The 25,825-nt window shown below is 57.9% G+C and carries 22 protein-coding genes and 2 pseudogenes; 14 read left to right on the top strand and 10 right to left on the bottom strand.

Annotated elements, in window-relative coordinates; genetic code table 11:
* Positions 1-10: 10 nt before the first annotated feature.
* A pseudogene (locus BLU63_RS33190) lies at positions 11-772 on the bottom strand (sensor histidine kinase); the annotation flags it as partial.
* 318 nt (positions 773-1,090) lie between these two features.
* Here BLU63_RS33190 and BLU63_RS26115 point away from each other — a divergent pair.
* The 4 genes from BLU63_RS26115 to dctM all read left to right on the top strand — a co-directional run bounded on the left by BLU63_RS26115 (position 1,091) and on the right by dctM (position 4,844).
* A complete protein-coding gene (locus tag BLU63_RS26115; RefSeq protein ID WP_083376621.1) occupies positions 1,091-1,609 on the top strand; it encodes a hypothetical protein in 519 nt (172 codons plus the stop codon).
* A 259-nt stretch (positions 1,610-1,868) separates the two neighbouring features.
* On the top strand, positions 1,869-2,864 hold the full coding sequence (dctP, locus tag BLU63_RS26110) for a C4-dicarboxylate TRAP substrate-binding protein DctP (RefSeq protein ID WP_010460763.1): 996 nt from the start codon (positions 1,869-1,871) through the stop codon (positions 2,862-2,864).
* 67 nt (positions 2,865-2,931) lie between these two features.
* Positions 2,932-3,564 (top strand): TRAP transporter small permease, encoded by a 633-nt coding sequence (locus BLU63_RS26105; RefSeq protein ID WP_083376620.1) that lies wholly within the window; start codon positions 2,932-2,934, stop codon positions 3,562-3,564.
* Positions 3,561-4,844: a C4-dicarboxylate TRAP transporter large permease protein DctM gene (gene dctM / locus BLU63_RS26100; RefSeq protein WP_083376619.1), complete on the top strand. Its 1,284-nt coding sequence runs from the start codon at positions 3,561-3,563 to the stop codon at positions 4,842-4,844. The genes BLU63_RS26105 and dctM overlap by 4 nt, the downstream gene beginning before the upstream one ends.
* A gap of 70 nt (positions 4,845-4,914) precedes the next feature.
* On the opposite strand, the gene BLU63_RS26095 is transcribed toward dctM, so the two are convergent.
* The 3 genes from BLU63_RS26095 to BLU63_RS26085 form a co-directional block, all read right to left on the bottom strand.
* Complete coding sequence (locus tag BLU63_RS26095; protein ID WP_083376618.1) at positions 4,915-5,313, bottom strand: DUF1850 domain-containing protein; 399 nt, start codon at positions 5,311-5,313, stop codon at positions 4,915-4,917.
* Entirely contained in the window at positions 5,310-7,337 is a 2,028-nt protein-coding gene (locus tag BLU63_RS26090) for a TRAP transporter permease (protein ID WP_083376617.1), read from the bottom strand. The genes BLU63_RS26095 and BLU63_RS26090 overlap by 4 nt, the downstream gene beginning before the upstream one ends.
* 81 nt (positions 7,338-7,418) lie before the next feature.
* On the bottom strand, positions 7,419-8,372 hold the full coding sequence (locus tag BLU63_RS26085; protein WP_083376616.1) for a TAXI family TRAP transporter solute-binding subunit: 954 nt from the start codon (positions 8,370-8,372) through the stop codon (positions 7,419-7,421).
* A gap of 133 nt (positions 8,373-8,505) precedes the next feature.
* On the opposite strand from BLU63_RS26085, the gene BLU63_RS26080 reads away from it, so the two are divergent.
* The 3 genes and pseudogenes from BLU63_RS26080 (at position 8,506) to BLU63_RS33440 (ending at position 9,525) form a co-directional block, all read left to right on the top strand.
* Complete coding sequence (locus BLU63_RS26080) at positions 8,506-8,766, top strand: cbb3-type cytochrome c oxidase subunit I (RefSeq protein ID WP_231990913.1); 261 nt, start codon at positions 8,506-8,508, stop codon at positions 8,764-8,766.
* A gap of 19 nt (positions 8,767-8,785) precedes the next feature.
* On the top strand, positions 8,786-9,019 hold the full coding sequence (locus BLU63_RS26075; RefSeq protein WP_083376615.1) for a hypothetical protein: 234 nt from the start codon (positions 8,786-8,788) through the stop codon (positions 9,017-9,019).
* Positions 9,020-9,048: 29 nt separating this feature from the next.
* Positions 9,049-9,525 (top strand): annotated as a pseudogene (locus BLU63_RS33440) (sensor histidine kinase).
* 42 nt (positions 9,526-9,567) lie between these two features.
* Here the strand turns inward: BLU63_RS33440 and BLU63_RS26060 are convergent.
* From BLU63_RS26060 to BLU63_RS26045, 4 genes are all read right to left on the bottom strand, one after another.
* On the bottom strand, positions 9,568-10,560 hold the full coding sequence (locus tag BLU63_RS26060; RefSeq protein ID WP_083376612.1) for a TerC family protein: 993 nt from the start codon (positions 10,558-10,560) through the stop codon (positions 9,568-9,570).
* Between the two features lie 305 nt (positions 10,561-10,865).
* A complete protein-coding gene (locus tag BLU63_RS26055; protein WP_042932019.1) occupies positions 10,866-12,650 on the bottom strand; it encodes a SulP family inorganic anion transporter in 1,785 nt (594 codons plus the stop codon).
* Positions 12,651-12,867: 217 nt separating this feature from the next.
* The gene (locus BLU63_RS26050; protein ID WP_083376611.1) at positions 12,868-13,644 is read right to left on the bottom strand and encodes an SDR family oxidoreductase; all 777 of its coding nucleotides are present in this window, start codon (positions 13,642-13,644) and stop codon (positions 12,868-12,870) included.
* Positions 13,638-13,970, bottom strand: a complete 333-nt coding sequence (locus BLU63_RS26045) for a nuclear transport factor 2 family protein (protein ID WP_083376610.1) — start codon at positions 13,968-13,970, stop codon at positions 13,638-13,640. The genes BLU63_RS26050 and BLU63_RS26045 overlap by 7 nt, the downstream gene beginning before the upstream one ends.
* 105 nt (positions 13,971-14,075) lie before the next feature.
* Between BLU63_RS26045 and BLU63_RS26040 the strand changes: the two genes are divergently transcribed.
* Positions 14,076-14,993 (top strand): LysR family transcriptional regulator, encoded by a 918-nt coding sequence (locus BLU63_RS26040; protein ID WP_083376609.1) that lies wholly within the window; start codon positions 14,076-14,078, stop codon positions 14,991-14,993.
* Between the two features lie 61 nt (positions 14,994-15,054).
* On the opposite strand, the gene BLU63_RS26035 is transcribed toward BLU63_RS26040, so the two are convergent.
* Positions 15,055-16,494 carry an HD domain-containing phosphohydrolase gene (locus tag BLU63_RS26035; protein WP_010460792.1) on the bottom strand — a complete coding sequence of 480 codons (1,440 nt, stop codon included), beginning with the start codon at positions 16,492-16,494 and terminating at the stop codon, positions 15,055-15,057.
* 89 nt (positions 16,495-16,583) lie between these two features.
* Between BLU63_RS26035 and BLU63_RS26030 the strand changes: the two genes are divergently transcribed.
* Both BLU63_RS26030 and BLU63_RS26025 read left to right on the top strand, forming a co-directional pair.
* Positions 16,584-17,357 (top strand): alpha/beta hydrolase, encoded by a 774-nt coding sequence (locus BLU63_RS26030; RefSeq protein ID WP_077747721.1) that lies wholly within the window; start codon positions 16,584-16,586, stop codon positions 17,355-17,357.
* A 63-nt stretch (positions 17,358-17,420) separates the two neighbouring features.
* On the top strand, positions 17,421-18,998 hold the full coding sequence (locus BLU63_RS26025; RefSeq protein WP_083376608.1) for a GMC family oxidoreductase: 1,578 nt from the start codon (positions 17,421-17,423) through the stop codon (positions 18,996-18,998).
* 113 nt (positions 18,999-19,111) lie between these two features.
* On the opposite strand, the gene BLU63_RS26020 is transcribed toward BLU63_RS26025, so the two are convergent.
* Positions 19,112-20,287, bottom strand: a complete 1,176-nt coding sequence (locus tag BLU63_RS26020) for a XylR family transcriptional regulator (RefSeq protein WP_083376607.1) — start codon at positions 20,285-20,287, stop codon at positions 19,112-19,114.
* A gap of 179 nt (positions 20,288-20,466) precedes the next feature.
* Here BLU63_RS26020 and xylA point away from each other — a divergent pair, with 179 nt between their 5' ends.
* The 4 genes from xylA (at position 20,467) to BLU63_RS26000 (ending at position 25,724) form a co-directional block, all read left to right on the top strand.
* On the top strand, positions 20,467-21,783 hold the full coding sequence (xylA, locus tag BLU63_RS26015) for a xylose isomerase (RefSeq protein ID WP_083376606.1): 1,317 nt from the start codon (positions 20,467-20,469) through the stop codon (positions 21,781-21,783).
* Between the two features lie 147 nt (positions 21,784-21,930).
* On the top strand, positions 21,931-22,932 hold the full coding sequence (xylF, locus tag BLU63_RS26010; protein WP_010460800.1) for a D-xylose ABC transporter substrate-binding protein: 1,002 nt from the start codon (positions 21,931-21,933) through the stop codon (positions 22,930-22,932).
* A gap of 99 nt (positions 22,933-23,031) precedes the next feature.
* Positions 23,032-24,588, top strand: a complete 1,557-nt coding sequence (gene xylG / locus BLU63_RS26005) for a D-xylose ABC transporter ATP-binding protein (RefSeq protein WP_083376605.1) — start codon at positions 23,032-23,034, stop codon at positions 24,586-24,588.
* A complete protein-coding gene (locus tag BLU63_RS26000) occupies positions 24,588-25,724 on the top strand; it encodes a sugar ABC transporter permease (protein ID WP_083376604.1) in 1,137 nt (378 codons plus the stop codon). The genes xylG and BLU63_RS26000 overlap by 1 nt, the downstream gene beginning before the upstream one ends.
* Positions 25,725-25,825: the final 101 nt, after the last annotated feature.

Genomic DNA, 25,825 nt, shown 5'->3' with positions numbered 1-25,825 from the left:
TCGCGACCGATCAGGCAGGCGTATGAGGCGGCAGAAAGAATTGAATCATCGCTCCCCGGGGCTGATTCGAACTTGCCCATAATCGACCGCCATGCGCCTCTATGATCGAATGTCAGATTGACAGCCCCTTGCCCAGGCCGGTCGCCTTGGTCGTATAGAAAGCGGTGAACACCCGCTCGGTTTCACCTGCAGCGAACCCTGGGCCGCTGTCGCTCACCTGCACCAGCACGCTGCCCTGCTCTTCCATCTCGGCGTTGATCTGTAACTGTCTCTCGCCGCCGTTGACGCTGCTCATTGCCTCTAAAGCGTTAAGAATCAAATTCAGCAACACCTGTTGCAGTTCTACACGATCGCCGTGTACTAACGGCAAATCTTGCGCGATGTCTGTATGCACCGAAGCACCATTACTGGTTGCCTGACTGCGAGTGAATTCGACCATTTCGCCGATGATTTTCGCGATGTCTACGGGTCCCTTTTGTGGCGGGGCCTTGCGGATATGCCCCCGGATCCGATCCAGAACCTCGGCCGCGCGATGAGCATCCTTAATCACGTTGTCGAGTACCTGTTTTATCTCGCCAAGATTAGGTGGCTGGGCGCCCATCCAACGCAGCGCAGCGTGAGCCCCCATAACGGTGGCGGCAATAGGCTGGCTGACTTCATGGGCTATCGAAGCTGCCAGTTGGCCCATCGTCGCGACACGGTTAGCGTGCGCCAACTCCACCTGGACATTGCGATAACGCTGTTCGCTTTGACAAGCGTTTTCTTGCGACTGGGCATTTGCTCAATGAGCGGCCCTCATAAAGATTCGGCGCTCCTATCGCCTCATTGAACCATGACAATTCACAGCGTTTGTATAATTCGGCGATACAAAGGCACTGCGCACAATTGCAGCTGTCACCTTCGTTATCGAAGCGCTTAGACAAGCCGAGTAATTATTCTTAGGTGTTACCTGGTCACACTAAGAGGTTAGTCAGGCAACCGATCGTAGAAGCCATTAAATGCTATTTTCAGCGGACAATAAATCTGTTCCGTGGAGGGATGTCTTAGCCCATATATTTGCATTGGAGAAAACGCTATAAAATTTCTGCCCATGCTATTGGCTATTGGCTATTGGCTATTGGCTATTGGCTATTGGCTATTGGCTATTGTTGCGATAGCGAATTTTGGATTCGCTGGTCCGCCTAGCTGGATTGCGAAAGATACTGTGTTTTCGGGCCCTGACAGCGATACTCGACTGCGCGCGAATACATGGTCGACCAGCGCGGATGGGACGGAAGGTTGTTCGAGTCCTGTACGGGATATCCGCGCCGACAGTACTAGCGGCAATACTATTAGATTTGTTGCACAAGGCGCCGACCACATACCTGAACATCTCAGTCTGATCATCGATATCGCGTCGCCCTCTCTCGCCGATGATGCCAAGCGTGAAATGATCAAAGCCACCAAGCGCCTCTCGGTGAGAGCGCTGGGCTTATCAATACCGCATAAGATTGACGAATCGATACTGAAAGGCGAGAACGTGCAACTTGAAGTGGGCAGTGGCGTCGTGACGATCACCCGTACTAACCGGGCCCAGGGGGCGTATCAGTTGACGTTGACCATGCGATAAACGCCGGATAACAACGCTGAAATCACCGAAGCCGATTAAACACGACACGCCGCTAACCCTTAGCGCATTCACGCCAAGCGTTAATATTGTAAGAGAGTGTTTCCGAAGGCGACACCCTCTTACAGACAAGATTTCTAACTACATTCAGTCATCGCCTTTCAAATCGCGGTTTTCTGCCTAGACTTGCTCTTGTCCGCCGTGCGCATGCTTTTCAGAGCATGGAATCGCACGAAAAACTAAAACAAGAGGAATTCCCCCCATGTTCAAACCCATGTGGAAAGCACTCGCCTGCGCCCTTGCCCTTGGCACCATGAGCACGGTCATGGCTGCTGATCCGGTGATTATAAAATTCTCCCACGTCGTTGCAGAGCAGACTCCCAAAGGCCAAGGCGCCCTGCTGTTCAAGAAACTGGTGGAAGAACGCTTGCCCGGCAAGGTCAAAGTAGAGGTCTACCCCAACTCTTCGTTGTTTGGCGATGGCAAAGAGATGGAAGCCTTACTGCTCGGGGACGTACAGATGATTGCACCGTCGCTGGCCAAGTTCGAGCACTACACCAAGACCGTTCAACTGTTCGACCTGCCTTTCCTGTTTGATGACATCTCCGCCGTTGACCGCTTTCAGCTGAGCCCGCAGGGCCAGGGACTGCTCAAGTCCATGGAAGACAAAAACATCACAGGACTGGCCTATTGGCACAACGGGATGAAACAACTGTCCGCGAACAAAGCGCTCCGAGTGCCGGGTGATGCCCGTGGGTTGAAGTTCCGGGTGCAGGCCTCTGCCGTGCTAGAGGAACAGTTCAAGGTCATACGCGCCAATCCACGCAAGATGAGCTTCGCCGAGGTTTATCAAGGCTTGCAGACCGGTGTTGTCAACGGAGCGGAAAATCCTTACTCGAACATTTACAGCCAGAAAATGCATGAAGTACAGAAGTACATCACCGAATCCAACCACGGTGTACTGGACTACATGCTGATCACCAACACCAAATTCTGGAATGGTTTATCGCCAGAGCTTCGTGGCGAGCTGGACAAGATCCTCGTCGAAGTCACCGCCCATGTGAACAAAGAGGCCGAGCAGCTGAATCAGAACGCCAAGCAGAGCATCATTGCGGCCAAGACCACCGAGATCATCATCCTGACGCCTGAGCAGCGCGACCAATGGCGCGTTGCGATGAAGCCCGTGTGGAAGAAGTTCGAAGGCGATATCGGCGCCGAGCTGATCACCGCGGCTGAAGCTGCCAACCAGGCCCAATGATCGGTGGACGACAGGTGTTGCCGCCTTGGCAGCACCTGCCTGCCATCCGCTACAGGAGATGCCATCCATGAATGCTCTTCGGCGCATCTGGGAACACTTCGAGGAAGGCTTCATCGTCTTCCTTCTGGCGGCCATGACGTTGGTAACATTCGTCTACGTTGTCCTCAACAACCTCTACACCCTGTTCTACCGCCTCGCCGAGAGCTGGGAAGGCGCCAGCGAATCGCTGTTCGCCATCGGCGACGGCGTCATGGGTATGGCACAAGCCATGACCTGGAGCACCTCACTGACCAAGGCCCTGTTTGGCTGGCTGATATTTTTCGGGCTGTCGTACGGCGTGCGCACCGCAGGCCATATCGGCGTCGACGCCCTGGTCAAACTGGCCAGCAAACCGGTGCAACGGTTCATTGGCATTATCGCCTGCCTTTTCTGCCTGACTTATGCCGGGCTGCTCAGCATCGCCAGTTTTGGCTGGATCCAGACCTTGATGGTTGCCCAAATTGGCGCCGAAGACCTGGGCCAATACGGGATCATGCAATGGCACATCGGGTTGATCGTCCCCGTAGGGTTCGCCTTGGTTTTCATCCGTTTCGCTGAAATTCTCGTGCGCATCCTGCAAAACAGGCAGACCGGCCTGGGCCTGGCTGATGAAGCCGCAGATGCGTTGAAGCTGACCGAACACGAGGATGACAAGTCATGACCATTGCCTTCCTCTTTGCATCATTGTTCGTGCTGATGTTGATCGGCGTTCCCATTGCTATCTCCCTGGGGTTAGCAGGCTCACTGACCATCGTTTTTTTCAGCCCGGACTCCGTGCGCTCACTGGCGATCAAGTTGTTCGAAACGTCGGAGCACTACACGCTGCTGGCCATCCCGTTCTTTCTGCTCGCGGGGGCCTTCATGACCACCGGTGGCGTCGCTCGGCGGCTGATTGACTTTGCCAATGCCTGTGTCGGTCATATCCGTGGTGGTCTGGCTATCGCTGCCGTGTTGGCGTGCATGTTGTTCGCTGCCCTTTCAGGATCGAGCCCAGCCACTGTGGCGGCGGTGGGTTCAATTGCCATTGCCGGCATGGTCCGCTCCGGTTATCCGCAGGCCTTCGGCGCGGGGATCGTCTGTAACGCTGGGACCCTGGGCATCCTGATTCCACCCTCGATCGTCATGGTGGTCTACGCCGCCGCGACCGAAACGTCTGTCGGCAAACTGTTCATGGCGGGCGTGTTACCAGGCCTGCTGCTGGGGTTGGCGCTGATGGTGGCGATCTACATCGTCGCCGTGAAGAAAAAGCTGCCCGCCATGCCGCGCGCGACGTTCCGTGAATGGCTTGGCACGGCACGCAAGGCGATCTGGGGTCTACTGCTGATGTTCATCATCCTGGGAGGTATCTACTCCGGGATGTTTACCCCCACCGAAGCTGCGGCGGTGGCGGCCGTGTACTCGGCCTTCATCGCCTTGTTCGTCTACAAAGACCTGACGTTCCGCGAAACGCCAAAGGTCCTGCTGGACTCGGCCAAGCTGAGCATCATGCTGATGTTCATTATTGCCAACGCCATGCTCTTCGCGCACGTTTTGACCACTGAGCAGCTACCGCAACAGATCACCGCGTGGGTGATTGAAGCGGGGCTGACACCGGTGATGTTCCTGCTGGTGGTGAACATTGTGCTGTTGATTGCAGGGGCTTTTATGGAACCCTCGGCCATCATCCTGATCCTGGCACCGATCCTCTTCCCCATCGCCATGAAGCTGGGTATCGATCCGATTCACCTGGGCATCATTATGGTGGTGAATCTGGAGATCGGCTTGATCACGCCGCCCGTGGGTCTGAACCTGTTCGTGACCTCTGCTGTGACGGGTATGACACTGCCGGCGACGATCAGAGCCGCCATGCCTTGGCTGATGATACTGTTCCTGTTCCTGATCCTGATTACCTACGTGCCTTGGATCTCCCTGGCTTTACCAAACTGGCTGGGCATGAGCTGATGCGCCCCCTGTCCGGGTACTGGACGTTCGTATCCGGACAGGGCTTTCACGTTTGTGCTACCCCGGTCACTTAGCGTTGTCCTGAGTCCGTCCAGCAACTCCATAGATCCACTGAGGCCGGGTTGCTGACGGGTGGCCCTAGCCACTCGCTCATCTCATGACATTGCTGTTGGAAGCATAACTGGTAGTCACCTGCTTGCGGGGTGCGTCCCAGACTCAGAGGCTGCAAAGGCGGCAGGTGACGTTGATAGTGCCAACTGCCTTTTTCCAACCTGGCCTCCGGGGGAATCTCCATACCCGCGCCATTCCCTTTGACCCTGGCCTCGGTGAGCACAAGTCCCTGCTCCGAGACGCGGTAGTCTTCTTCCCAACGAATTTTTTCAATTGAGTGGTTCCAAGCCAGTGTAAAGCTTGAAACAGGGAGTTGGGCCCAGGCGACGCCGGCCAAACCCAGGCACAAGCCAATCATGCGATGGCCGGTCTGACACGACGAGATCGCCAGACATGCTGAAGTATTATCAACACACCCAGCACGAAACCGATTTCGTCAGTCAACGGCAGCGCAACGACCAACAAAGCACCTGCGGCGAAACTCAATACACGCTCCCAAATCGGCATCTTCTGTTGCAGATAACCTGTGGACGCCATTCCCCAGAGGCCAACGGCCAACACTGTCTTCACCAACATATAAGCCGTCATCCACAAATTGTCGCCTTGCATCATGAGCGCAGGGTTGTAGACCGCCATGAACGGAATGACAAAGCCAGCCAATGCAATACGAACCGCCCACAGACTGATCTTGAATCCTGTTTCCTTGGCGATGGGCGCCGCGGCAAAGCATGCCAAGGCAACCGGTGGCGTAAGGTCTGCAAGAATTCCGAAATAGAAAACGAACATGTGCGACACGATCAGCGGCACACCCAACTCAAGCAGAGCAGGTGCTGCAATCGAACTGGTAATGATGTAGTTGGGAATCGTCGGGATACCCATGCCCAACACAAGGCAGGTAATCATCGTCAGTATGAGTGACAACAACAAATTATCCCTGCCGATGGCCAGTATGTAACCAGCGAAAGTCGAGGCTATCCCCGTCAATGACACTACGCCGATGATGATTCCCACTAGCGCGCAAGCAATCCCGACCGGTACAGCATGGCGAGCACCTTCGACTAACGCATGCAGGCAAATACTCAGGGTTGCTCGGCCTCCCTGAATGAACCAGCAGATGACCACTAACGTGGCGATCACCGCAAAGATCACGCTAATACCCAACTGGAAAAAACCGACGCAGAGGACACCAAGCGCGATCCAGAACGCACACCGCAACGCGAAACTGGACACCCGAAGAATGATTGCCGAACCGAGAATAACGATGGCTGTTAGCGCCAGCCCCACCATTCCGGAGAACAGCGGAGTACGTCCGGAAAACAGCAGGTAGACCAAGACAAAAAGCGGAATCAGCAAATACCAGCTTTCCTTTACCGCACCCCATGCGCTGGGGCATTGGTCTTTGGGTAACCCCTTAAGGTCGGAACGTTTTGCCTCAAGGTGAACCATCCAGAACACCGAACCGAAATACAGGATGGCTGGAATTAACGCAGCTTTGGCGATCTCTACAAACGGGACATTAATTGTTTCCGCCATAATAAACGCGACAGCCCCCATCACAGGCGGCATCAGTTGGCTGCCCATGCTCGAAGTCGCCTCTACGCCGCCAGCAAATGCTGCCTTGTAGCCGAAGCGCTTCATCAATGGAATCGTGAACTGCCCGGTTGTGACAACGTTCGCAATGCCTGAGCCTGTGATCGTCCCCATCAAAGCCGATGACGCGACCGATACTTTTGCCGGCCCCCCGAGTTTGTGGCCAAACAGTCCCATCGCGAAATCTGTGAACAATTTGATCATGCCGGCCTGTTCGAGAAAGGACCCGAACAAAATGAACAGGAAAATATAGGTAGCGGAAACGTAGGTTGGTGTCCCGTAGAGACCTTCGGTGCCGAATGACAACTGGTTGACGATTTGATCGAATCCGTAGCCTCGATGAGCCAGGTCGCCTGGCAGGTATTCACCCAATAGACCGTAGGCCAGAAACAAACCACAGATGACAGGCAAAGCGATCCCCATCACCCGACGCGCCGCCTCAAACACCAAGGCGATCAATACCAGCCCAACCACCATGTCAGCTGTAGTCAGGTCACCTGAACGCTGGATCAAATCCGCCTCGAAGAACCATTGATACAAAGCAGTGGTAATCCCCGCGAGGCTCAATATCCAGGCCAGCGGCTGCCAAGGACGTGCTCTGCCGTAAGCCGGGTAACTCAGAAACACCACCCACAGCAGGAAACCAACGTGCACCGCGCGCAGCACCTGGCTGGAAACAGGCGCAAACGCAGCGGTAACAATCTGGAAAACAGAAAACAACAACGCCACGTAGAACAGCGTCTTAGGCCAGTCGCGTGGGTTGGCGGCGATGCCATGATGATCTTCGCTCATTGGGTACCTGCCTCAAAACTACATAGAAGGGTACGAACCGCTCTATCGCTCTAGCGACCATCCCCGTGGCGCGTTTTTGGATTACAGCGCTCCAGCTTCTTTGTAGTAGCGCTCGGCACCGGGGTGAAGTGGAATGGGTAGATTCCTGGCAGCATTTTGCAACTTGATGTCCTTGGCGGCTGAGTGAGAATTACCCAGGCGAGTGAGGTTTTCGAACATCAGCTTGGTCATCTGGTAGGCAACATCCTCTGAGACGTCCTCGCGCGTCACAAAAATATTAGTGATCGCCACAGTAGGCACTGACTCAGGTTGTCCGTCATAGGTATTGGCTGGAATTTGTGCAGGCTGATAAGCGGCATTGCCGATTTTCGTAACCACATCAGGAGGGATCGCGACGTAGTTCAATGGCATGGTTGAGGAAAGGTCGCGGATGGCCGCCATGCCTAACCCCGAGGACTGAAGCGTGGCATCTAACTGACGGTTTTTGATCAGCTCTACCGACTCCGCGAAGGGTAGATATTGGACTTTGCTCATGTCTTCGTACGTCAATCCCGCCGCTTTGAAAATCGCACGTGCGTTCAGTTCGGTACCGGACTTAGGGGCGCCGACGGAGATGGTTTTCCCTTTCAAATCCGCCAAGGTTTTGATGCCGGACTCTTTATTCGCAACAATTTGAATGTAGTTCGGATAGGCGCCTGCAATTGCTCGCAACTTTGTCAGCGGGGCCTTGAAGCCGGCATCTTCTACTCCGTTTTTTGCATCAGCCACAGAGTCACCAAGCGCCAGAGCGAGCTCCCCACGACCAGCTTGTAAAAGGTTGAGATTTTCCACCGAGGCTTTGGTCGCTTGGACAGAAGTCTTCGCACCCGGTATCCCATCGCTGTATATCTGTGACAGCCCAACCCCAATGGGGTAATAAACCCCGCTAGTACCACCTGTAAGGATGTTTATGAACACAGGTGCGGCGTTAGCTGCGCACGAGACTGTCAACGCAGCGGTGGCCGCAAAGAGGCTAAAGCGACTGGTTACTCGCATGGAAAACTCTCCGTCTTGTTATGGCTTTATGCAGAGTCTTACCACTGTAGTCGAAACCAACGACTTGAGTGGGAAACTGAGTTGGCCTGGGGAAAACGGGCGTCTGCGCGACCGCGCCCCGTGGATGGAACGCGTGCGTTGGCCATTACAGTTTTTCGTGGCCTGCGCCTTCTGGAACATGCTCGGTGCCGGAGTCTTCGGTTTCCTGATCAACCCGCCAATCGCGCTGTTCTACATACAAGGTTTGAACACCACCCCGCTACATGCCCACGCTGCCCTGTTCGGTGTCTATGGCTTCCTGGCGCTGGGGTTTGGCTTGTTGATCCTGCGCTACATACGCCCCGACCTGCGGTTCAACAATCGCCACTATCTCCGTCATCAATCTTTTGATTGACTCGGATCTCGCGCATGCCGTGCTCTACATCACCCTGCTGTTCATGTCGGCGCATGTTTTTTCGATCCGGATAGTGACCATTGTCGCGCTGTTCTGCTTCCTCCTGGTCACCGGCAGTTTCATCATCGATTACTTCTACCAAGCCACAGGCAGCATTGTTGGCTACATCAGGTGCCTTGTCTCGCTGGTGACCGTGCGTTGTCGAAGAAGTGCGTCCCACAACGTCAACATCATGCCTTCGACAAAATCGTGACTGACACTCTGCTGCTGGTTCAGCATGAGATGAGTCATAAACACATCAAACAGCATTTGTTGCTGGATGCCGCCGACGCTCGCATCAATGGCGATCGCGTGCAGTTGCAACAAGTCATCATCAATCTCGTCATGAACGCCTGCCAGGCCATGGGCAATCTGTGTGAAGGAGCGCGCTCGCTGAACATTTGCACGAGGGTTGAGCGCAACGAAGTGATCATAGAAGTCAATGACAGCGGCGAAGGCATTGATGTCGCCGATTTGCCGTTACTGTTCAACCCGTTCTAGACCACCAAGGCTGAAGGGCTGGGCATAGGGCTGTCTATTTGCCGCTCGATCATCGAATTTCATCACGGCAGGATCTGGGCCACGAGCATCAAGGGACAAGGCGCTACGTTTATGTGCGCCTTGCCACTGCTCTTGCCAGAACCGCCCGTCTTGAACACGGCACAGGACACCGACACTGACACCCAGTGGTCGACGGATTTGGGCGTCAGTTTCGGTTGAAACTGAGGCGAACAAGAGGTGCTGGCCGCCACCTTTGGGGATTTACACCTGCGGGCCAGCAGAGGCCTGATCGCGGGTTTTCCACAGCGACAGCAGCACACCGCTCAGCAGCAACCCCAGGGTCACGCTCAAGGAAATGACCGCCGGAATCTTGCCGATGATGCCGACCAGGAAGATCTTGGCACCGATAAACACCAGCACCAGTGCCAGCGCGTACTTGAGGTAGGCGAAACGGTGAATCATCGCCGCCAAAGCGAAATACAACGCACGCAGACCAAGGATGGCAAAGATGTTGGAGGTGTAGACAATGAAGGGGTCTTGGGTAATGGCGAAGATCGCCGGCACACTGTCCACGGCGAACACCAGGTCGGCACACTCGATCAGCACCAGGGCCAGGAACAACGGCGTCACCCAGACCACGGACTTGCCGCTGGCGTCCGCCTGGCGGACGAAGAAGCGCCCTTCATGCAGTCGCTCGGTCACCCGCATGTGTCTGCGCAGAAACTTCACCAGCAGGTTTTCGCTGAGGTTCGGGTGGGCATCGACCTTGCTGAACAGCATCTTCACGCCGGTCAGCAGCAGGAAAATGCCGAACACATAGAGAATCCAGCTGAACTCGGCGATCAGCGCCGCCCCCAGGGCAATCATGATCGCGCGCAGCACGATGACACCGAGAATGCCCCAGAACAGCACCTCGTGTTGATACTTACGGGGGATTGCGAGAAAGCTGAAGATCATTGCCATCAGGAATACGTTGTCCATCGACAACGATTTCTCGATCAGAAAGCCGGTGTAGAAATCCATTCCGGCGTCACCGCCTTTGATCTGCCAGACCCAGAGGCCGAACAGCAAACCGGCCGTGATATAGCCGGCTGACAGCAGCAGACTTTCACGAACACCGATTTCTCGCTGCTCACGGTGCAACACCCCGAGGTCGAACACCAACAGGCCTATTACGATGCTGATAAAGGCGAGCCACAACCAAGTGGCGGTGCCGAGAAACTCGGCCAGGAAGAACGGTTCCAGGGCAGTCATGAGCCCCTCCTCTAGGTGTCGAAGTTATACAAACTGCAACTCCGACATGGCAGCGGTTAGCTGTCAGAGGGGCCCGGCATTGCGAGTTCAAATCTAGAGAGGCGTGTGGGGTTTCTCAATCACGCAAGGTTTGCAAGTTATTTCAAATCGGTAGGTCGTAGCGGAAGTCGGAGTGCCGATAGGCAGAGATCCTATCTGCATGCAGAGGCATCACCCTGGACGCAGGCGGACCGCTTATCGCCGATTCTGCAACTCGCAAGCGACTGCTGCAGGCCCAATAGCAGTCGCTCGAGCACGATCGCCACTCAGCGTGTCTCGTCCTGCCCTGCCCCATCCCTCGAATGGATCACCAGGTAGCTGTCGACGGCATCGTCAATGGTGGGAAAGAATGCTGTTTCGCCAAGTCGCGCGAAAAGACCGAATCGCTTCAGCTTGTCTTTGACCGGGTCCTTCATCTCGGCCATGCACAACTTGATGCCTGCTGCGCGTAGGGTTTCGTCCAGCTCCAATAGCATGTCGGAAGAAGTGACGTCGACACTGGTGACGGGTTCCGCTGCAACGACTAACCAGCGCACGGGCGTTGGCGATGCCGCCACTGCGTCCAGCACGCGGTCATTGAACAGCTCGGCGTTGGCGAAAAACAACGGCGCATCCCAGCGAAACAGCACCAGGCCGGGGATGAGGCTTGCGTCGGGATAGCGCTGGATATCGTGGTAGCCCTTGACCCCCTTGGCTTGTCCCAGCACTGCGGAATACGGCCGCCAACCATCCCACAGAAATTCGATGACGGCGACTACGATGGCCAGGCCGATGCCCTCGATTGCGCCGAACACAGCCACGCCGACAGTGCAGACGATCGACAACCAGAACTCCCAGCGCTGGATGCGATAAATGCGTCGCAGGTCAGCGACTTCAATCAGACCGATGGCCGACGCGATCACCACCGCTGCCAATGCACTGCTGGGCAAACTCTGCAACAGGTCCGGCCCCACCATCAGCAGCAGGGCCACGGCCAATGCGCCGACAACGCCGGTCAACTGGGTTTTGGCGCCCGCAGCTTCGGCGACAGGGGTACGAGAGGAACTGCTACTGATCGGAAAGCCTTGAAAAAATCCGGCCGCCAGATTGGCAAAACCTAGCCCTGCCATCTCCTGGTTCGGATCGACGTGGGTTCTGGTCCGTGCTGCATAGACACGAGAGAGCACACTGGTGTCGGCGAACGACACAAGTGCGACGGCGCAGCCGCCGATGAGCACGGGGATAATATCGGCTCGGGTGATCCAGGGGATGGTCAACTCCGGTAAACCTTGTGGAAGCGAACCGAGTACCGACACCCCCGCGCGTGTACCAAGGTCCAGCATACCGACAGCGACAGTGGCGCCTGCCACTGCAATCAAGATGCTCGGCACGCGTTTGTAATCCTTGAGTAGCAGGATCACGATCAAGGTGGCTGCGCCGATCATGAATGCGGTCCAGTTGGTCTTTCCTTCCATCACCGCAGTGACGACAGCCCATATGTTTCTCAGCGGGCCGTCGGACTCAATCGAAAAACCGAAGAGCTTTGGTAATTGGCTGATGAGTACAGTCAGCGCGATGCCGTTCATGTACCCGTAACGGATCGGTTTGGACAGCAACTCCGTAATGAACCCTAAGCGCATGATACCCGCCAGGATGCACACCGTTCCTGAAACGATCGCCATCATGCCCGCCAGTGCGATGGCGCGTTGTGGATCGCCGCCCGAAAGGGGCAGGACGACCGCGAGAATAACGGCGGCCAGTGAAGAATCCGGGCCAAGCACCAGAATTCGGCTGGGCCCAAACAACGCGTAAGCGATCAGAGGAACGATGGTCGCATAGAGGCCGTAGATGCCGGGCACGCCCGATGCCACGGCGTAGGCGATGCCAACGGGCACCAACATCGTGGTGAGCACCAGCCCGGCCATGATGTCGTGACGCAACCAGGCAACCCGGTACCCGCGTAGCGTGCGAAGTCCAGGAAGCCAGCGACCCCACCCGGTTTCGTTACCGACACCGCGACGTGCAATCCGGCCCGGTTCAGGGACGGGAGGCAAAGAATCCGAATTGCTCATAGCGCTGTGGCCTGCGGTAATGTGATTAGACAGTAGCTCAATCAGGCAAATTGTCCCGTCCTGATGCCCGATTCCGAGGGGGCGAATGCCGGGGTCGGTAGCTGCCAATGATGAAATGCAGCTAACGGCCAAGCGGACATCCGCCAAATGTCCACTGGCAGTGAACACGCGCTGGTCGCTGGTTTCGGCATTCGGCAAATTCGCGCGAAAAAGACGGCTAGACAGTCGGCACCGTTCCGCCGTCGATGACAAACTCACTGCCCGTGATAGATGAAGCTCGAGGCGAAGCCAGAAAGCCAATCAGGTCGGCAACCTCTGACGGCGTCGATGGGCGCCCGAGCGGGATGCCCCCTAGTGCGTCCATGATGATCTGCTTGCCGCCTTGATAGTCAGTCCCTGCCTCCTGCGCGAGTCGCTCGGCCAATGCGACCGAGGCTTCGGTTTCAACCCAGCCCGGCGAAACCCGGACAACACGGACGCCTTTGGGCGAAACCTCTTTCGATAAACTCTTGCTGTAAGTCGAAAGCGCAGCCTTGGCCGCTGCGTAGGCTGTCGTAGCGTCCGGCAGAGGCAGCCGACTCTGGATGGAGGTCACGTGGAGGATGACCCCTTCCTTTCGCTCCAGCATATCCGGGAGCAAGGCACGATCCAGGCGCACGGCCGGAAACAGATTCAGATTGAGCTCACGTTGCCACTGCTCTTCGTCCAGTGCAGCGAAGCCGCCGCCAGGTGCCGACGAACCACCCAGGACATGGATGATGATGTCCACACTGCCCAGTCGCTGTCGGGTCGCGGCGATGACTGCATCACAGCCTTCCCGGGTCGAAAGATCGGCCAGAACCAACAGGCCATCCGGCAGGGCACTGTTTGGCTCCCGAGCAGAGGTAATCACCTTCGCGCCCTCGCCCAGGAACAGGTCGACCACGGCCTTCCCGATGCCCTTGGTGCCTCCGGTGACGAGGACTCGCTTACCACTCAAGCCAAGGTTCAGCATGGCGTGATCTCCAAGGAGGCTATGCGATCGCTCTCCAGTGTGAAGACGTGACTCAGCTGGACCGGGCTACCGGGAAAACGGCCGGTAAGCCGTGCAATGACGGTCAGCCTGCCCTCTCCCTGCATTGCCTGCAGAGGTTGGACTTCAAAAGAGAAAGCCCGCCGGACCTCCTTCTGCCAGACGTCGATGGCCTGAATGCCTTCATGCGTTTTGTTTTCATCGAACACCCTGGCATGCGAGCAGAAGCAGCTCGCAAGTTGTGATAGGTCGCCGCCATTGCTGACATCGAAGTACGTCTCAACGGCGACGGGAAGCTGAAGGCTCATTTGCTGATCTCCTGGATGGATTACCTGGAGTGATCTTGCGACCTGACTGATAGTTTGCTCAACTGGGATAAACTTTATGACCTATCCCATAATACAGGACAATTCATGTCAGACCCTCGTTTAGGCCTGAGCGAGCTGGACGCCGTTATAGCGGTTGCCCGCAGGGCTTCGTTTCGACAAGCCGCCATCGATCTGAATGTCTCAACCACCGCGTTAAGCAGCACCATCGCTAAACTGGAAGCAAGCCTCGAAACGCGGTTGTTCAATCGCACGACCCGCAGCGTGGCCGTCACCGAGGCCGGCAGGATTTTTCTGGAGCAGGTGGGGCCGGCGCTGCAGGATTTGCGCGCGGCGCTCGACGCGGTGCGATCCCACAATGCCGGCCCTTCGGGTACGCTGCGCATCAATGCGTTCGCCAGCGCTGCTCGCGCAGCACTCCTGCCATTGGTGGTGGAATTCTTGCGGCATCATCCGAAGGTACACATCGACCTTGTCACCGAAGGCCGCCTGGTGGATATCGTCGCTGATGGCTTCGATTTCGGCGTACGTTCCGCGAGCCTCGTGCCGAGCGATATGATCGTGATCCCCCTCGGCCTGCCGCAACGGTACGCCGTGGTCGGTACACCGGCGTACTTCGACCAATACGGCAGGCCACGGACACCGCCTGATCTGCTCAACCATCGGTGCGTGCGTGTCCGTCTGCCCAATGGGGCGATTTTCCCGTGGCATTTCGAGCGAGATGGAGAAGTGACCAGGCTCGATGTGAGCGGGCCGCTCACGCTTGATGAACCGAGCGTCGTCAAAGCAGCGGTGCAGGAAAGCATGGGGCTCGGCTTTTTCATGGAGCAGGACGTTCGGGATGAAATCGAGGCCGGACAGTTCGAGCGGGTATTGGAAGATTGGACGCCGCCCAGAGACAAGCTCTGCCTGTACTACCCGAACCGCCGCAACCCCTCCGCCGCGATCAAGGCATTCATCGCCCTGGCTCGCGCCAATCCGCCCGCCAAAGATGGACCCGCGTAAACGTCGCCCATCGATTGTACAAACGAGCCTCACGCACTGATTAACCTGGCGCTACTCGGCATCAGGCGATCAAACCCAGCGTCAATCCTTTCAGGGTCGCGGCGGCTCGGGTCGAGCATTCCAATTTGCGAAATATGCTTTCCATGTGGGTGCGAACAGTGCTCGGACTGATGTCCAGCAGTCGCGCCACCTGCTTGTTACTAGCGCCGCGGCTGATTTCCAGGAGCACGTCACACTCGCGTGCGGTGAGTAACGAGCCCTTCGGCTGATGAGCCCGCCGCTCGCCACGGGCAGCGGCGATAACCGCGTCACAAACATCCTTGTCGAACAAGCCACCGGCGGCATCCTGTGCGAGCAGTCTGGCCGCCTCCGATTCGCCATAGGCCGTCCTCCATGGCCGGGCTTCCCTTAGTGCGACCCAGGCCACGGAGGTGGCGAACAGTCGGTGCTCGGCACACAGTGCATCACCCATCACGCCTCGAAAATAACCACTGCCATTCAGCCGTTCGTAAGCATGGGCTGCAATCTCCGCAGACACGGCCAGCTCACTGATAGGCCTCAGCGCCTGCTGCGTCCAGTAGGGGACGAGGTGCACCCGCTCCACGGCGCTATAAGAAAGCGCCCCGGCGGTATTCCAGAGCTGGTTGGAAACGGCTGCCCGGCCGAGACCGTAAACGAGCGCTGCCTTGCCGATCGCAGTCAGGGAGGGTTCATCTAGCCCCCACGAACGTGCAGCCTCCATCGCGACATGCGCCACCCGTCGCGAGTGCCCCGCCAGCCAGGGTAGCTTCAAGTCAATCACGTCCCCCACTAATGTCAGCGAGACCGAACGTTCGGCCTGCGCGTCGGCCGGGTGTTGCGAGAGGCCTTCCAGGTCTGCCAGCCACTCCCTGGCGTTATCCATGAGCAACGACGCGAGGGAGGCGGGATAACGCCGATCCGACTGGTCGCGAATCCAGCGCAGCGCCGCGTCGAGGCCATGTGCTCGACTGAGAATATCCAGATCACCTGCAAGCACCACCTGATAGGCAACCTCCGGAATGTGTTCATGGGTCAAGCCCAGCGGTCGGCCAGTCCCATCGTAGGTTTCGAATACGCCGCACAAGCCGGCCTCGACAGCGGCACCCAGTTCGAGGGTTCTCGCGACTTCGCCAGAGACCTCGCAGTGCACCACGGCAAGCGGGACCGCCTGATGCACCGCGTTCATCTTCTCTTTGCTCAGGGTCAGATCGAGCATCGCACGGCGGCCATCGACGTCATCACCCAGCAGATTTGCAAACCCTTCGGCGTTGGCGGTGCAACCTGACCAGCGCAGCAAGGCGACCTGCTCCGCTACCCTCTGATGCTCGCCCTCGCCGTGTGCGGCCTGCGCCAACCTCCGCGCCAGTGCGGCAACGCGTCGGGAATGCCCGAGAGGCTGTCCCATGCTGAGGTCCCCGACCTGGCCGATCGCCCGCAACGCTCCGCTCAATGAGATGTCCAGGTGCAACGCGCTATCCATGAAAAAATGCCTTGGGTCGGATAAATGACCGATGCCCACGAAGCAGGCCAGTCAGCAGAATTTGAGCTCCCACACAGGAGCTGATGCAAATGAAAACATTCAGATCGAAAGCCGCCACCGTCGCCTTTGCCCTTGCAAGCACATTGGTCGCGGGTGTCAGTCAGGCCAAAGATACAACGCCTTCGGTGGTCATCGTACACGGCGCATTCGCCGACGGCTCCGATTGGGCCAAGGTCGTGCCGCTTCTTCAGGCCAAAGGGGTTGCAGTTTCGGTCGTGCAAAACCCGCTCACCTCGCTTGCCGACGACGTCGCCGCGACGCAAAGAACCTTGAACAATCAGCCAGGCCCGGTCGTTCTGGTCGGTCACTCCTGGGGCGGCACCGTGATTACTCAGGCCGGCAGCGACGAAAAAGTCCGCGCCCTGGTGTACGTCGCCGCCTTCGCGCCTGATGCCGGTCAAACAAGCGGCGAGCAAGGAAAAGGCGCGCCCACGCCTCCGGGCATCAGCCAGATCAAGGCTGACGGCAACGGTTTCCTCTATTTGACGCCAGAAGGCATGGCAAAGGACTTCGCCCAGGACCTCCCTGCGACGCAGACCGCCGTGATGACCGCGACGCAAGGCCCCATCAAAGCCTCCGCGTTCGAGGATAAAACGACCGTTTCGGCCTGGAAGACCAAACCGTCGTGGTATCTGCTCGCCACCGAGGACCGGATGATCCATCCCGATGTCCAGCGCTCTGCCGCCAAGCGTATCGGCGCCACCCTGGCGGAGCTGCGCACCAGCCATGTCCCCCAGCAGTCGCAGCCAGCCGAAGTGGCCAAGGTGATTCTCGAGGCAGTGAAAAAAGTCGGCGAGCAGTGATTGCTGCGTGCGGCGCCACTAATAACCCAGAACTCAACCGCTGCATCGATACGGAACGGACGCATGAATCATCTGAGTGAGCGCAACTACGACTTCATCGTGTGTGGCGCAGGCACGGCGGGCTGCGTGGTTGCTGCCCGCCTTGCCCAACAGTCCAACGCACGCGTGTTATTGATTGAAGCAGGCAACGAATACAACGGCCCAGAGGTTGTAGAACCCGCGCAGTGGCCGCTGAACCTCGGTTCGGAGCGCGACTGGGCATTCGAAGGACAAGCCAATCCCCACCTCAACGGTCGTCGTCTTTCCTTGAACATGGGCAAGGGGCTCGGGGGTGGATCCAGCATCAACGTGATGGTCTGGGCACGCGGGCATCGATCGGACTGGGATCACTTCGCTGCCGAGTCCGGCGACGCTGCCTGGGGATACGATTCGGTACTGGATTATTACCGGAGGATCGAGAACTGGCACGGCAGCCCGGATGCCGCACGGCGGGGTTCTGGTGGCCCCGTGCATGTCGAGCAGCCGGCTACGCCTCAGCCCCTCGCCAAGGCAATACTGGAAGCGGCCAGCCGTCTCGGTATTCCCCGATATGACAGTCCCAACGGCGCGATGATGGAAGGCCCGGGCGGGGCCGCGATCACCGATCTGCGCATCAATCAGGGCAGGCGCGAGTCCGTTTTCGATTCCTATATCCGGCCACTGCTGAACCAACCGAATCTGACGGTTCTCACCGGCGCATTGGTGGCCCGTGTTCTTCTTGACGGCTCACGGGCGGTCGGTGTCGAAGTGATAATCGAAGGTCAACGCCACTGCTTCTATGCCGAAGCCGAAGTCGTCTTGTCCCTGGGCGCAGTGAATACGCCCAAGGTGCTCATGCAGTCAGGAATCGGCCCGGAGCGCGAACTGCGCACCCATGGCATCGTTCCGATCAGTCACCTTCCCGGCGTGGGTCAGAATCTTCAGGACCATATTGCCTTTGCCTGTACCTGGGAATACTTGCGACCCCAAGCTGTGGGCGGCGGTGGTTGTGAAACCACTGTGTACTGGAAAAGCGACAGTCGCCTGGACTCCCCAGACCTGCTGCACTGTCAGCTTGAATTTGCGGTGCCCTCCCCGGCTGAAGTGGGTATCCCGCCGCCGCAACAGGGTTGGACGACGTTCGCAGGGCTGGCCAGGCCTCTCAGTCGAGGACGCTTGCGCCTATCGGGCGCCGGGCCATTGGATGCACCGCTGATTGAGCCGAACTCGCTGAGCGCACCCGAGGACATTGCGTCGGCGTTTGCGTCGATCGACCTCTGCCGGGCAATCGGCAACAGCGAAGCCTTCAATGGGTTGGTAAAGCGCGAGGTGGTCCCCGGGCCAAAAGATCACCGCGCCATGCACCAGTTCATGCGCAATTCTGCAGTGTCCTACTGGCACCAGTCCTGCACCGCGAAAATGGGCCGAGATGCGATGTCGGTGGTCGACCATCAACTCCGCGTGTATGGCATCGAGAAACTGCGGATCGCCGATGCCTCGATCATGCCGCGAATCACCGTTGGCAACACCATGGCTCCTTGCGTCGTCATTGGCGAGCGAGCAGCCGATCTCATCCTCGCGGCGCATGGAGTGATCGCTCCGGTCACAGCGCCAATCGGATAAGGCAATGAGAACACTGACAGCGGGCGGCGGTATCGCCGACCTTGCAAAGAAAGGGAGGCAATTGACGGTCGCAGTCGCAACCCACAGCAATTGACCAAACACGCCTCGCGTCGCTATCTGGCGCCCTGCTGGTATTCACGGGGCGTACACCCAAACTCGCGGCGAAAAACGGTGTGCAGGTACTGCGCCGATTTGAAGCCGCAACTGCGCGCGATGTCGGCGATGGCTGAATCGGTGTTCTCCAGCCCGTTGGTGGCGGCTGCCAATTTGAAACCCAGGATCTCGTCGTGGACGCTGCAGCCTCGCACATCGCGAAAGTGCGATTCCAGCGATGAGCGAGACACCCCCACGTAGGCCGCCACTTGCGCGGACTTGATGCCCTGGCAGGCATATTGGCGAATGAACAGCAGGGCTTGCATGACATATGGGTTGCCCAAGGGTTGGTGCAAACTCGAGACCTGCACGTTGATCGCATCCGGGGGTATCAGGATGTGCATGCCGGTGGAGGGCATGCCGTGCAGCATCTGGTGCAGCAATCGCGCAGCGGTGCGCCCCATGGTTTCGGTGCCCTGGATGACCGAACTCAGGGGGACCCGGGTCAAGCAGCGGGTCAACGGGTCGTTGTCGATGCCAATCAGTGCCACCTGCTCCGGGACGGCGATTCCGGCGGTCAGGCAGGCTTGCAGCAGCTGCCGGGCGCGGGCGTCACTGACGGCGATGATACCAATGGGTTTGGGCAGGCTCTGTAGCCAGTCGATCTGCTGCTCGACGGCGCTGTCCCAGAGTGGCGCGCTGGTGCCCATGCCCCGATAGACCTCAGCGTGCAGACCATCGCGTTGCATCAATCGTCGAAAGGATTTTTCCCGTTCCTGCGCCCAACGGTTGGCCTGCGCTTCCGGCAGGCTGAAGCAGGCAAAACGTGTCAGCCCTGCCTCGATCAAGTGCTTGTAGGCAAGGGTAATCAAGGCGTCGTTATCGGTGGCCACATACGGGATACCTTTCGGATAGGCGCGCTCATCCTCGTAAGAACCGCCTACCGCCACCACGGGTAACTCGATGCCGGCCAACGCCTCACCGATCAGCGGATCGTCGAAGTCGGCAATGATCCCATCCCCCTGCCATCGTTCGATGCCTTTCAGGCGACAGAGAAAATCCTCCTCCAGAAAAAGGTCCCAAGAGGCACGGGTGCTGCTCAGGTAATTGCCGATGCCGCTGATGATGCCGCGGTCATAGATCTTGCTGCCGTTGAACAGCAGCGCGATGCGGTGCACGGGAGGTACGGTTTTCATTGTTTTTATTATGGTCTGGAGGCAAGCCGTCCTGGACGGCGATTGGCACAGACTAGGCGCCCGGTCGACGAATCTCAATACTCAAAATCGCACCCTGTGTTGATGATTTTCGTAATCAGCGGTAACGGGGCCGTTGCTAGTATCGGGACACCGCAAAGAACAACAAGGACATTTGCCTGATGCCGTACTTCCCCAATGTCGACCAGATTCGCTACGAAGGCCCTGACAGCAACTCGCCTCTCGCCTTCCGGCACTACGACGCCGACAAAGTCATCCTCGGCAAACCCATGCGTGAACACCTGCGCATGGCTGCCTGTTATTGGCACACCTTCGTCTGGCCAGGGTCCGATGTGTTCGGTGCAGCAACCTTCAAGCGCCCGTGGCAACACACCGGCGACCCGATGGAGGTGGCCATTGACAAGGCGGCCGCCGCGTTCGAGTTTTTCTCCAAACTGGGTATCGACTATTACTGCTTCCACGACACGGATGTCGCCCCGGAGGGCAATTCGCTGAAGGAGTACCGCAACCACTTCGCGCAAATGGTTGATCACCTGGAGCGACATCAGGAAGACAGCGCAATCAAGCTGCTGTGGGGAACCGCCAACTGTTTCAGCAACCCACGCTTTGCCGCCGGTGCCGCCAGCAATCCGGACCCCGAAGTGTTTGCCTGCGCCGCCGCCCAGGTGTTCAGCGCCATGAACGCCACCCAACGCCTGAAAGGCTCCAATTACGTGTTGTGGGGCGGTCGCGAAGGTTACGAAACCTTGCTCAATACCGATCTGAAACGTGAACGCGAACAACTGGGCCGCTTCATGCGCATGGTGGTCGAGCACAAGCACAAGATCGGCTTCAAAGGCGACCTGCTGATCGAGCCCAAACCGCAGGAACCGACCAAGCACCAATACGATTACGACAGCGCGACCGTTTTCGGCTTTCTCCAGCAGTTCGGTCTGGAAAAGGAAATCAAAGTCAACATCGAGGCCAACCACGCAACCCTGGCAGGCCATAGCTTTCATCACGAGATTGCGACGGCCGTCTCGCTGGGGATTTTCGGCAGCATCGACGCCAACCGCGGTGATCCGCAAAACGGTTGGGACACCGACCAGTTCCCCAACAGCGTCGAAGAAATGACCCTGGTGACCTATGAAATTCTCAAGGCCGGCGGGTTCATGAATGGCGGATTCAACTTCGACTCCAAGGTCCGCCGCCAGAGCCTCGATGAGATTGATCTGTTCCATGGCCATATCGGTGCAATGGACGTTCTTGCCCTGTCCCTGGAACGGGCAGCCACCATGGTTCAAGACGACCGACTGCAGCAACTCAAGGATCAACGCTACTCCGGCTGGCAGCAGCCGTTCGGGCAGGCGGTGCTGACGGGTGACTTCAACCTCCAGTCACTGGCCGAACATGCATTCGCTAACGAGCTGAACCCGCAAGCCGTCAGCGGCAGGCAGGAGATGCTCGAGAACGTCGTCAACCGGTTCATCTATCGCTGATCGCCAGCGAAGTCAGCCGGCAGCGGGGCTGTGACATTTACGCGACAAATCTGTGTCCGCAACGCCTGCCGACTCTCTACAGTCCTACCAGCCCGATACTCATCATCAGGCAGTGTCTTTCCAACAACAATAAAAGGACGCACCACCATGAAGAACGTAAAACGCACGCTATTGGCCGGCGCCTTGGCTCTGCTGTCGTTGCCGGTGATGGCCGATGCCGCCCACCCGAAAATCGGTTTCTCCATTGATGATCTGCGGCTGGAGCGCTGGTCACGGGACCGCGATTATTTTGTCGCGGCAGCAGATAAAATGGACGCCAAGGTCTTCGTACAATCGGCCGATGGCAACGAGCAAAAGCAGATCTCGCAAATCGAAAACCTCATTTCCCGCGGCGTCGATGTGATCGTCATCGTGCCGTTCAATGCCACCGTCCTGACCAACGCCGTCGCCGAAGCGAAGAAGGCCGGAATCAAGGTTGTGTCCTATGACCGTCTGATTCTCAACGCCGATATCGACGCGTACATTTCATTCGACAACGAAAAGGTCGGCGAAATGCAGGCCAGCGGCGTGCTGCACGCAGCGCCCAAGGGCAATTACTTTCTGCTGGGTGGCGCGCCCACCGACAACAACGCAAAAGTTCTGCGCGAAGGGCAGATGAAAGTGCTGCAACCGGCCATCGACAAGGGGGACATCAAGATTGTTGGCCAACAATGGGTGAAGGAATGGAGCCCGACCGAAGCACTGAGCATTGTTGAAAACGCCTTGACCCGCAACGACAACAAAATCGATGGCATCGTTGCCTCCAACGACGCCACGGCAGGCGGCGCCATACAGGCATTGGCGTCTCAGCAACTGGCTGGCAAGGTGCCGATTTCTGGGCAAGACGCGGACCTTGCAGCGGTCAAGCGAGTGATCGATGGCACTCAAACCATGACCGTGTATAAGCCGCTGAAACTCATCGCCTCCGAAGCCGCCAAACTCTCGGTACAACTGGCGCGTAACGAGAAACCCGCCTATAGCTCGCAGTACGACAATGGCAGCAAAAAAGTGGACACCATCCTGCTCACGCCAACCCCGTTGACCAAGGACAACATTGACCTGCTGGAGCAGGACGGGTTCTACACCAAGGCACAGATTGCCGGGAAATGAACAGCAGAGCGTAACGTCTCAACGGCCCGCTGCGGGAGCCCGGCCAGCCCCTGGTTCCTGCAGTGTCAGCCACATACCTCACGCTCATGAGTCTCTGCCATGCCCGATTATCTGCTGCAAATGAACGGTATCGTCAAAACCTTCGGCGGTGTCAAAGCGCTCAATGGCATCGACATCAAAGTCAGGCCAGGTGAGTGCGTTGGACTGTGCGGCGAGAACGGCGCCGGCAAGTCCACACTGATGAAAATCCTTTCGGCGGTCTACCCCCATGGCACCTGGGACGGCGAAATTCTCTGGGATGGTCAACCGCTCAAGGCCCAATCCATCAGCGAAACCGAAGCCGCCGGTATCGTCATCATTCACCAGGAACTGACGCTGGTTCCCGACCTGTCGGTGGCCGAGAACATTTTCATGGGCCATGAACTGACGCTGCCCGGTGGACGCATGAATTACCCGGCGATGATCCACCGTGCCGAAGCCTTGATGCGTGAACTGAAAGTGCCGGACATGAACGTGTCGCTACCGGTTTCGCAGTACGGCGGCGGCTATCAGCAACTGGTGGAAATTGCCAAGGCACTGAACAAGCAAGCGCGCCTGCTGATCCTCGACGAGCCTTCATCGGCCCTGACCCGCTCAGAAATCGAAGTGTTGCTGGACATCATCCGCGACCTCAAGGCCAAGGGTGTTGCCTGCGTCTACATCTCCCACAAGCTCGACGAAGTGGCCGCCGTGTGCGACACCATTTCAGTGATCCGTGACGGCAAGCACATCGCCACGACCGCCATGGCGGACATGGACATTGCGCAGATCATCACCCAGATGGTCGGACGGGAAATGAGCAACCTCTACCCTACCGAGCCGCACGACATCGGCGACGTGATTTTCGAGGCTCGCCACATCACGTGCTACGACGTCGATAGCCCCAAACGCAAACGGGTCGACGATATTTCGTTCGTTCTCAAACGTGGGGAAATCCTCGGAATCGCCGGTCTGGTCGGCGCAGGCCGTACAGAACTGGTGACCGCGCTGTTTGGCGCCTACCCCGGCCGCCATGAAGGCGAGGTCTGGCTGGACGGCCAACCCATCGACACCAGCACGCCGCTCAAGTCAATCCGTGCCGGCCTATGCCTGGTGCCCGAGGACCGCAAGCGCCAAGGCATCATTCCAGACCTGGGCGTCGGCCAGAACATCACCCTGGCCGTGCTGGACGGTTACTCGAAACTGACCCGCATTGATGCCGAAGCCGAGCTGGGTTGCATCGATCGGGAAATATCGCGCTTGCACCTCAATACCGCGAGCCCGTTCCTGCCGATTACCAGTCTCTCCGGCGGCAATCAGCAAAAAGCCGTGTTGGCGAAGATGCTGCTGACCAAACCCCGGGTCCTGATCCTCGATGAGCCCACCCGGGGTGTGGATGTCGGCGCCAAGTACGAAATCTACAAGTTGATGGGAGCGCTGGCGGCCGAAGGCGTGTCGATCATCATGGTTTCCTCGGAGCTGGCCGAGGTGCTAGGTGTGTCCGACCGAGTATTGGTCATCGGCGAGGGGCAGTTGCGTGGCGACTTCATCAACCGCGAACTCACCCAGGAACAGGTGCTCGCCGCCGCACTCAGTCAATCTGGTGGCTATAACAATAATGATCGGATACCCGCGTAATGAATCAGGTCAAACAACTTTTTACCCGCTACAAAATGCTCGCTCTGCTGGTTGCCGTGGCAATGATATGGATGTTCTTCAGCTGGCAGACCGAGGGCGGATTTCTAACACCGCGCAACCTGTCCAATCTGCTGCGGCAGATGTCCATCACCGGGATTCTTGCCTGCGGCATGGTGCTGGTCATCATCAGTGGCGAGATCGATTTGTCGGTCGGCTCATTGCTGGGCTTGCTCGGTGGGGTGGCGGCCATCCTCGACGTGATCTACCACATACCGCTGCTGGCGAATCTCAGCCTTGTCGCCCTGTGCGGACTGCTGATCGGTCTTGCCAACGGCTACATGACCGCGTACCTGCGCATCCCGTCTTTCATCGTGGGGCTGGGGGGCATGCTGGCTTTTCGCGGCATTTTACTGGGGATTACCGGCGGCACGACCATCGCACCGGTGTCGCCGGAGTTTGTCTACATTGGCCAGGGTTATTTGCCACACACGATGGGCATGGCCCTGGGCGTTCTGCTGTTCGCATTGACGCTGTTCCTGACCTGGAAACAACGGCGCAATCGCGCGCTCCATGGTCTGGCGCCACATTCACTGGCGCGTGACGTTTTTCGAGTGCTGTTGATCGGTGCAGTGCTGGCCGGATTCGTCCAAACGCTCAACAGCTATGACGGCATCCCCGTGCCGGTTCTGCTTCTGCTGATTCTGCTGGGTGTGTTCAGCTACGTGACCAGTCAGACCGTCTTCGGTCGACGCGTCTATTCCGTGGGCAGCAACATGGAAGCAACGCGCCTGTCCGGTATCAATGTGCAAGCCGTGAAGCTCTGGATTTTCGGCATCATGGGCGTAATGTGCGCGCTCGCCGGCGTGGTGAACACGGCGCGCCTGGCCGCCGGCTCGCCCTCGGCCGGCAGCATGGGCGAACTCGACGCCATCGCTGCATGCTTTATCGGTGGCACCTCCATGCGCGGGGGCTCCGGTACGGTCTACGGTGCCCTCCTCGGCGCGCTGGTCATTACTAGCCTGGACAACGGCATGTCCATGCTTGACGTCGACAGTTACTGGCAGATGATCGTCAAAGGCAGCATTTTGGTGTTGGCCGTATGGATAGACGTGAGCACCCGGACCGGACGACGCTGATCCGCTGCGGGATGAAATCATTCACGACCGCATTGGACATAAGCCCTTTTTCTCAAGCCGAAGCCTCCCTCTTTCAATGCCGAACATAACCGCCCAAGCAA

The organism is Pseudomonas mandelii, from assembly GCF_900106065.1.
GTDB classification, from domain to species: Bacteria; Pseudomonadota; Gammaproteobacteria; order Pseudomonadales; family Pseudomonadaceae; genus Aquipseudomonas; species Aquipseudomonas mandelii.
This window is presented reverse-complemented; position numbering and strand designations above follow the sequence as displayed.

Bases quoted from the DNA above. Each gene is read 5' to 3' on its own strand.
- dctP (WP_010460763.1), top strand. From the start codon at position 1,869: ATGTTCAAACCCATGTGGAAAGCACTCGCCTGCGCCCTTGCCCTTGGC.
- BLU63_RS26035 (WP_010460792.1), bottom strand. From the start codon at position 16,494: ATGGATAGCGCGTTGCACCTGGACATCTCATTGAGCGGAGCGTTGCGG.
- BLU63_RS26030 (WP_077747721.1), top strand. From the start codon at position 16,584: ATGAAAACATTCAGATCGAAAGCCGCCACCGTCGCCTTTGCCCTTGCA.
- BLU63_RS26020 (WP_083376607.1), bottom strand. From the start codon at position 20,287: ATGAAAACCGTACCTCCCGTGCACCGCATCGCGCTGCTGTTCAACGGC.
- BLU63_RS26050 (WP_083376611.1), bottom strand. From the start codon at position 13,644: ATGCTGAACCTTGGCTTGAGTGGTAAGCGAGTCCTCGTCACCGGAGGC.
- xylG (WP_083376605.1), top strand. From the start codon at position 23,032: ATGCCCGATTATCTGCTGCAAATGAACGGTATCGTCAAAACCTTCGGC.
- BLU63_RS26025 (WP_083376608.1), top strand. From the start codon at position 17,421: ATGAATCATCTGAGTGAGCGCAACTACGACTTCATCGTGTGTGGCGCA.
- BLU63_RS26095 (WP_083376618.1), bottom strand. From the start codon at position 5,313: ATGATTGGCTTGTGCCTGGGTTTGGCCGGCGTCGCCTGGGCCCAACTC.
- BLU63_RS26045 (WP_083376610.1), bottom strand. From the start codon at position 13,970: ATGAGCCTTCAGCTTCCCGTCGCCGTTGAGACGTACTTCGATGTCAGC.
- BLU63_RS26090 (WP_083376617.1), bottom strand. From the start codon at position 7,337: ATGAGCGAAGATCATCATGGCATCGCCGCCAACCCACGCGACTGGCCT.
- BLU63_RS26115 (WP_083376621.1), top strand. From the start codon at position 1,091: ATGCTATTGGCTATTGGCTATTGGCTATTGGCTATTGGCTATTGGCTA.
- dctM (WP_083376619.1), top strand. From the start codon at position 3,561: ATGACCATTGCCTTCCTCTTTGCATCATTGTTCGTGCTGATGTTGATC.
- BLU63_RS26055 (WP_042932019.1), bottom strand. From the start codon at position 12,650: ATGAGCAATTCGGATTCTTTGCCTCCCGTCCCTGAACCGGGCCGGATT.
- BLU63_RS26000 (WP_083376604.1), top strand. From the start codon at position 24,588: ATGAATCAGGTCAAACAACTTTTTACCCGCTACAAAATGCTCGCTCTG.
- BLU63_RS26060 (WP_083376612.1), bottom strand. From the start codon at position 10,560: ATGACTGCCCTGGAACCGTTCTTCCTGGCCGAGTTTCTCGGCACCGCC.
- xylF (WP_010460800.1), top strand. From the start codon at position 21,931: ATGAAGAACGTAAAACGCACGCTATTGGCCGGCGCCTTGGCTCTGCTG.
- BLU63_RS26040 (WP_083376609.1), top strand. From the start codon at position 14,076: ATGTCAGACCCTCGTTTAGGCCTGAGCGAGCTGGACGCCGTTATAGCG.
- BLU63_RS26085 (WP_083376616.1), bottom strand. From the start codon at position 8,372: ATGCGAGTAACCAGTCGCTTTAGCCTCTTTGCGGCCACCGCTGCGTTG.
- BLU63_RS26105 (WP_083376620.1), top strand. From the start codon at position 2,932: ATGAATGCTCTTCGGCGCATCTGGGAACACTTCGAGGAAGGCTTCATC.
- xylA (WP_083376606.1), top strand. From the start codon at position 20,467: ATGCCGTACTTCCCCAATGTCGACCAGATTCGCTACGAAGGCCCTGAC.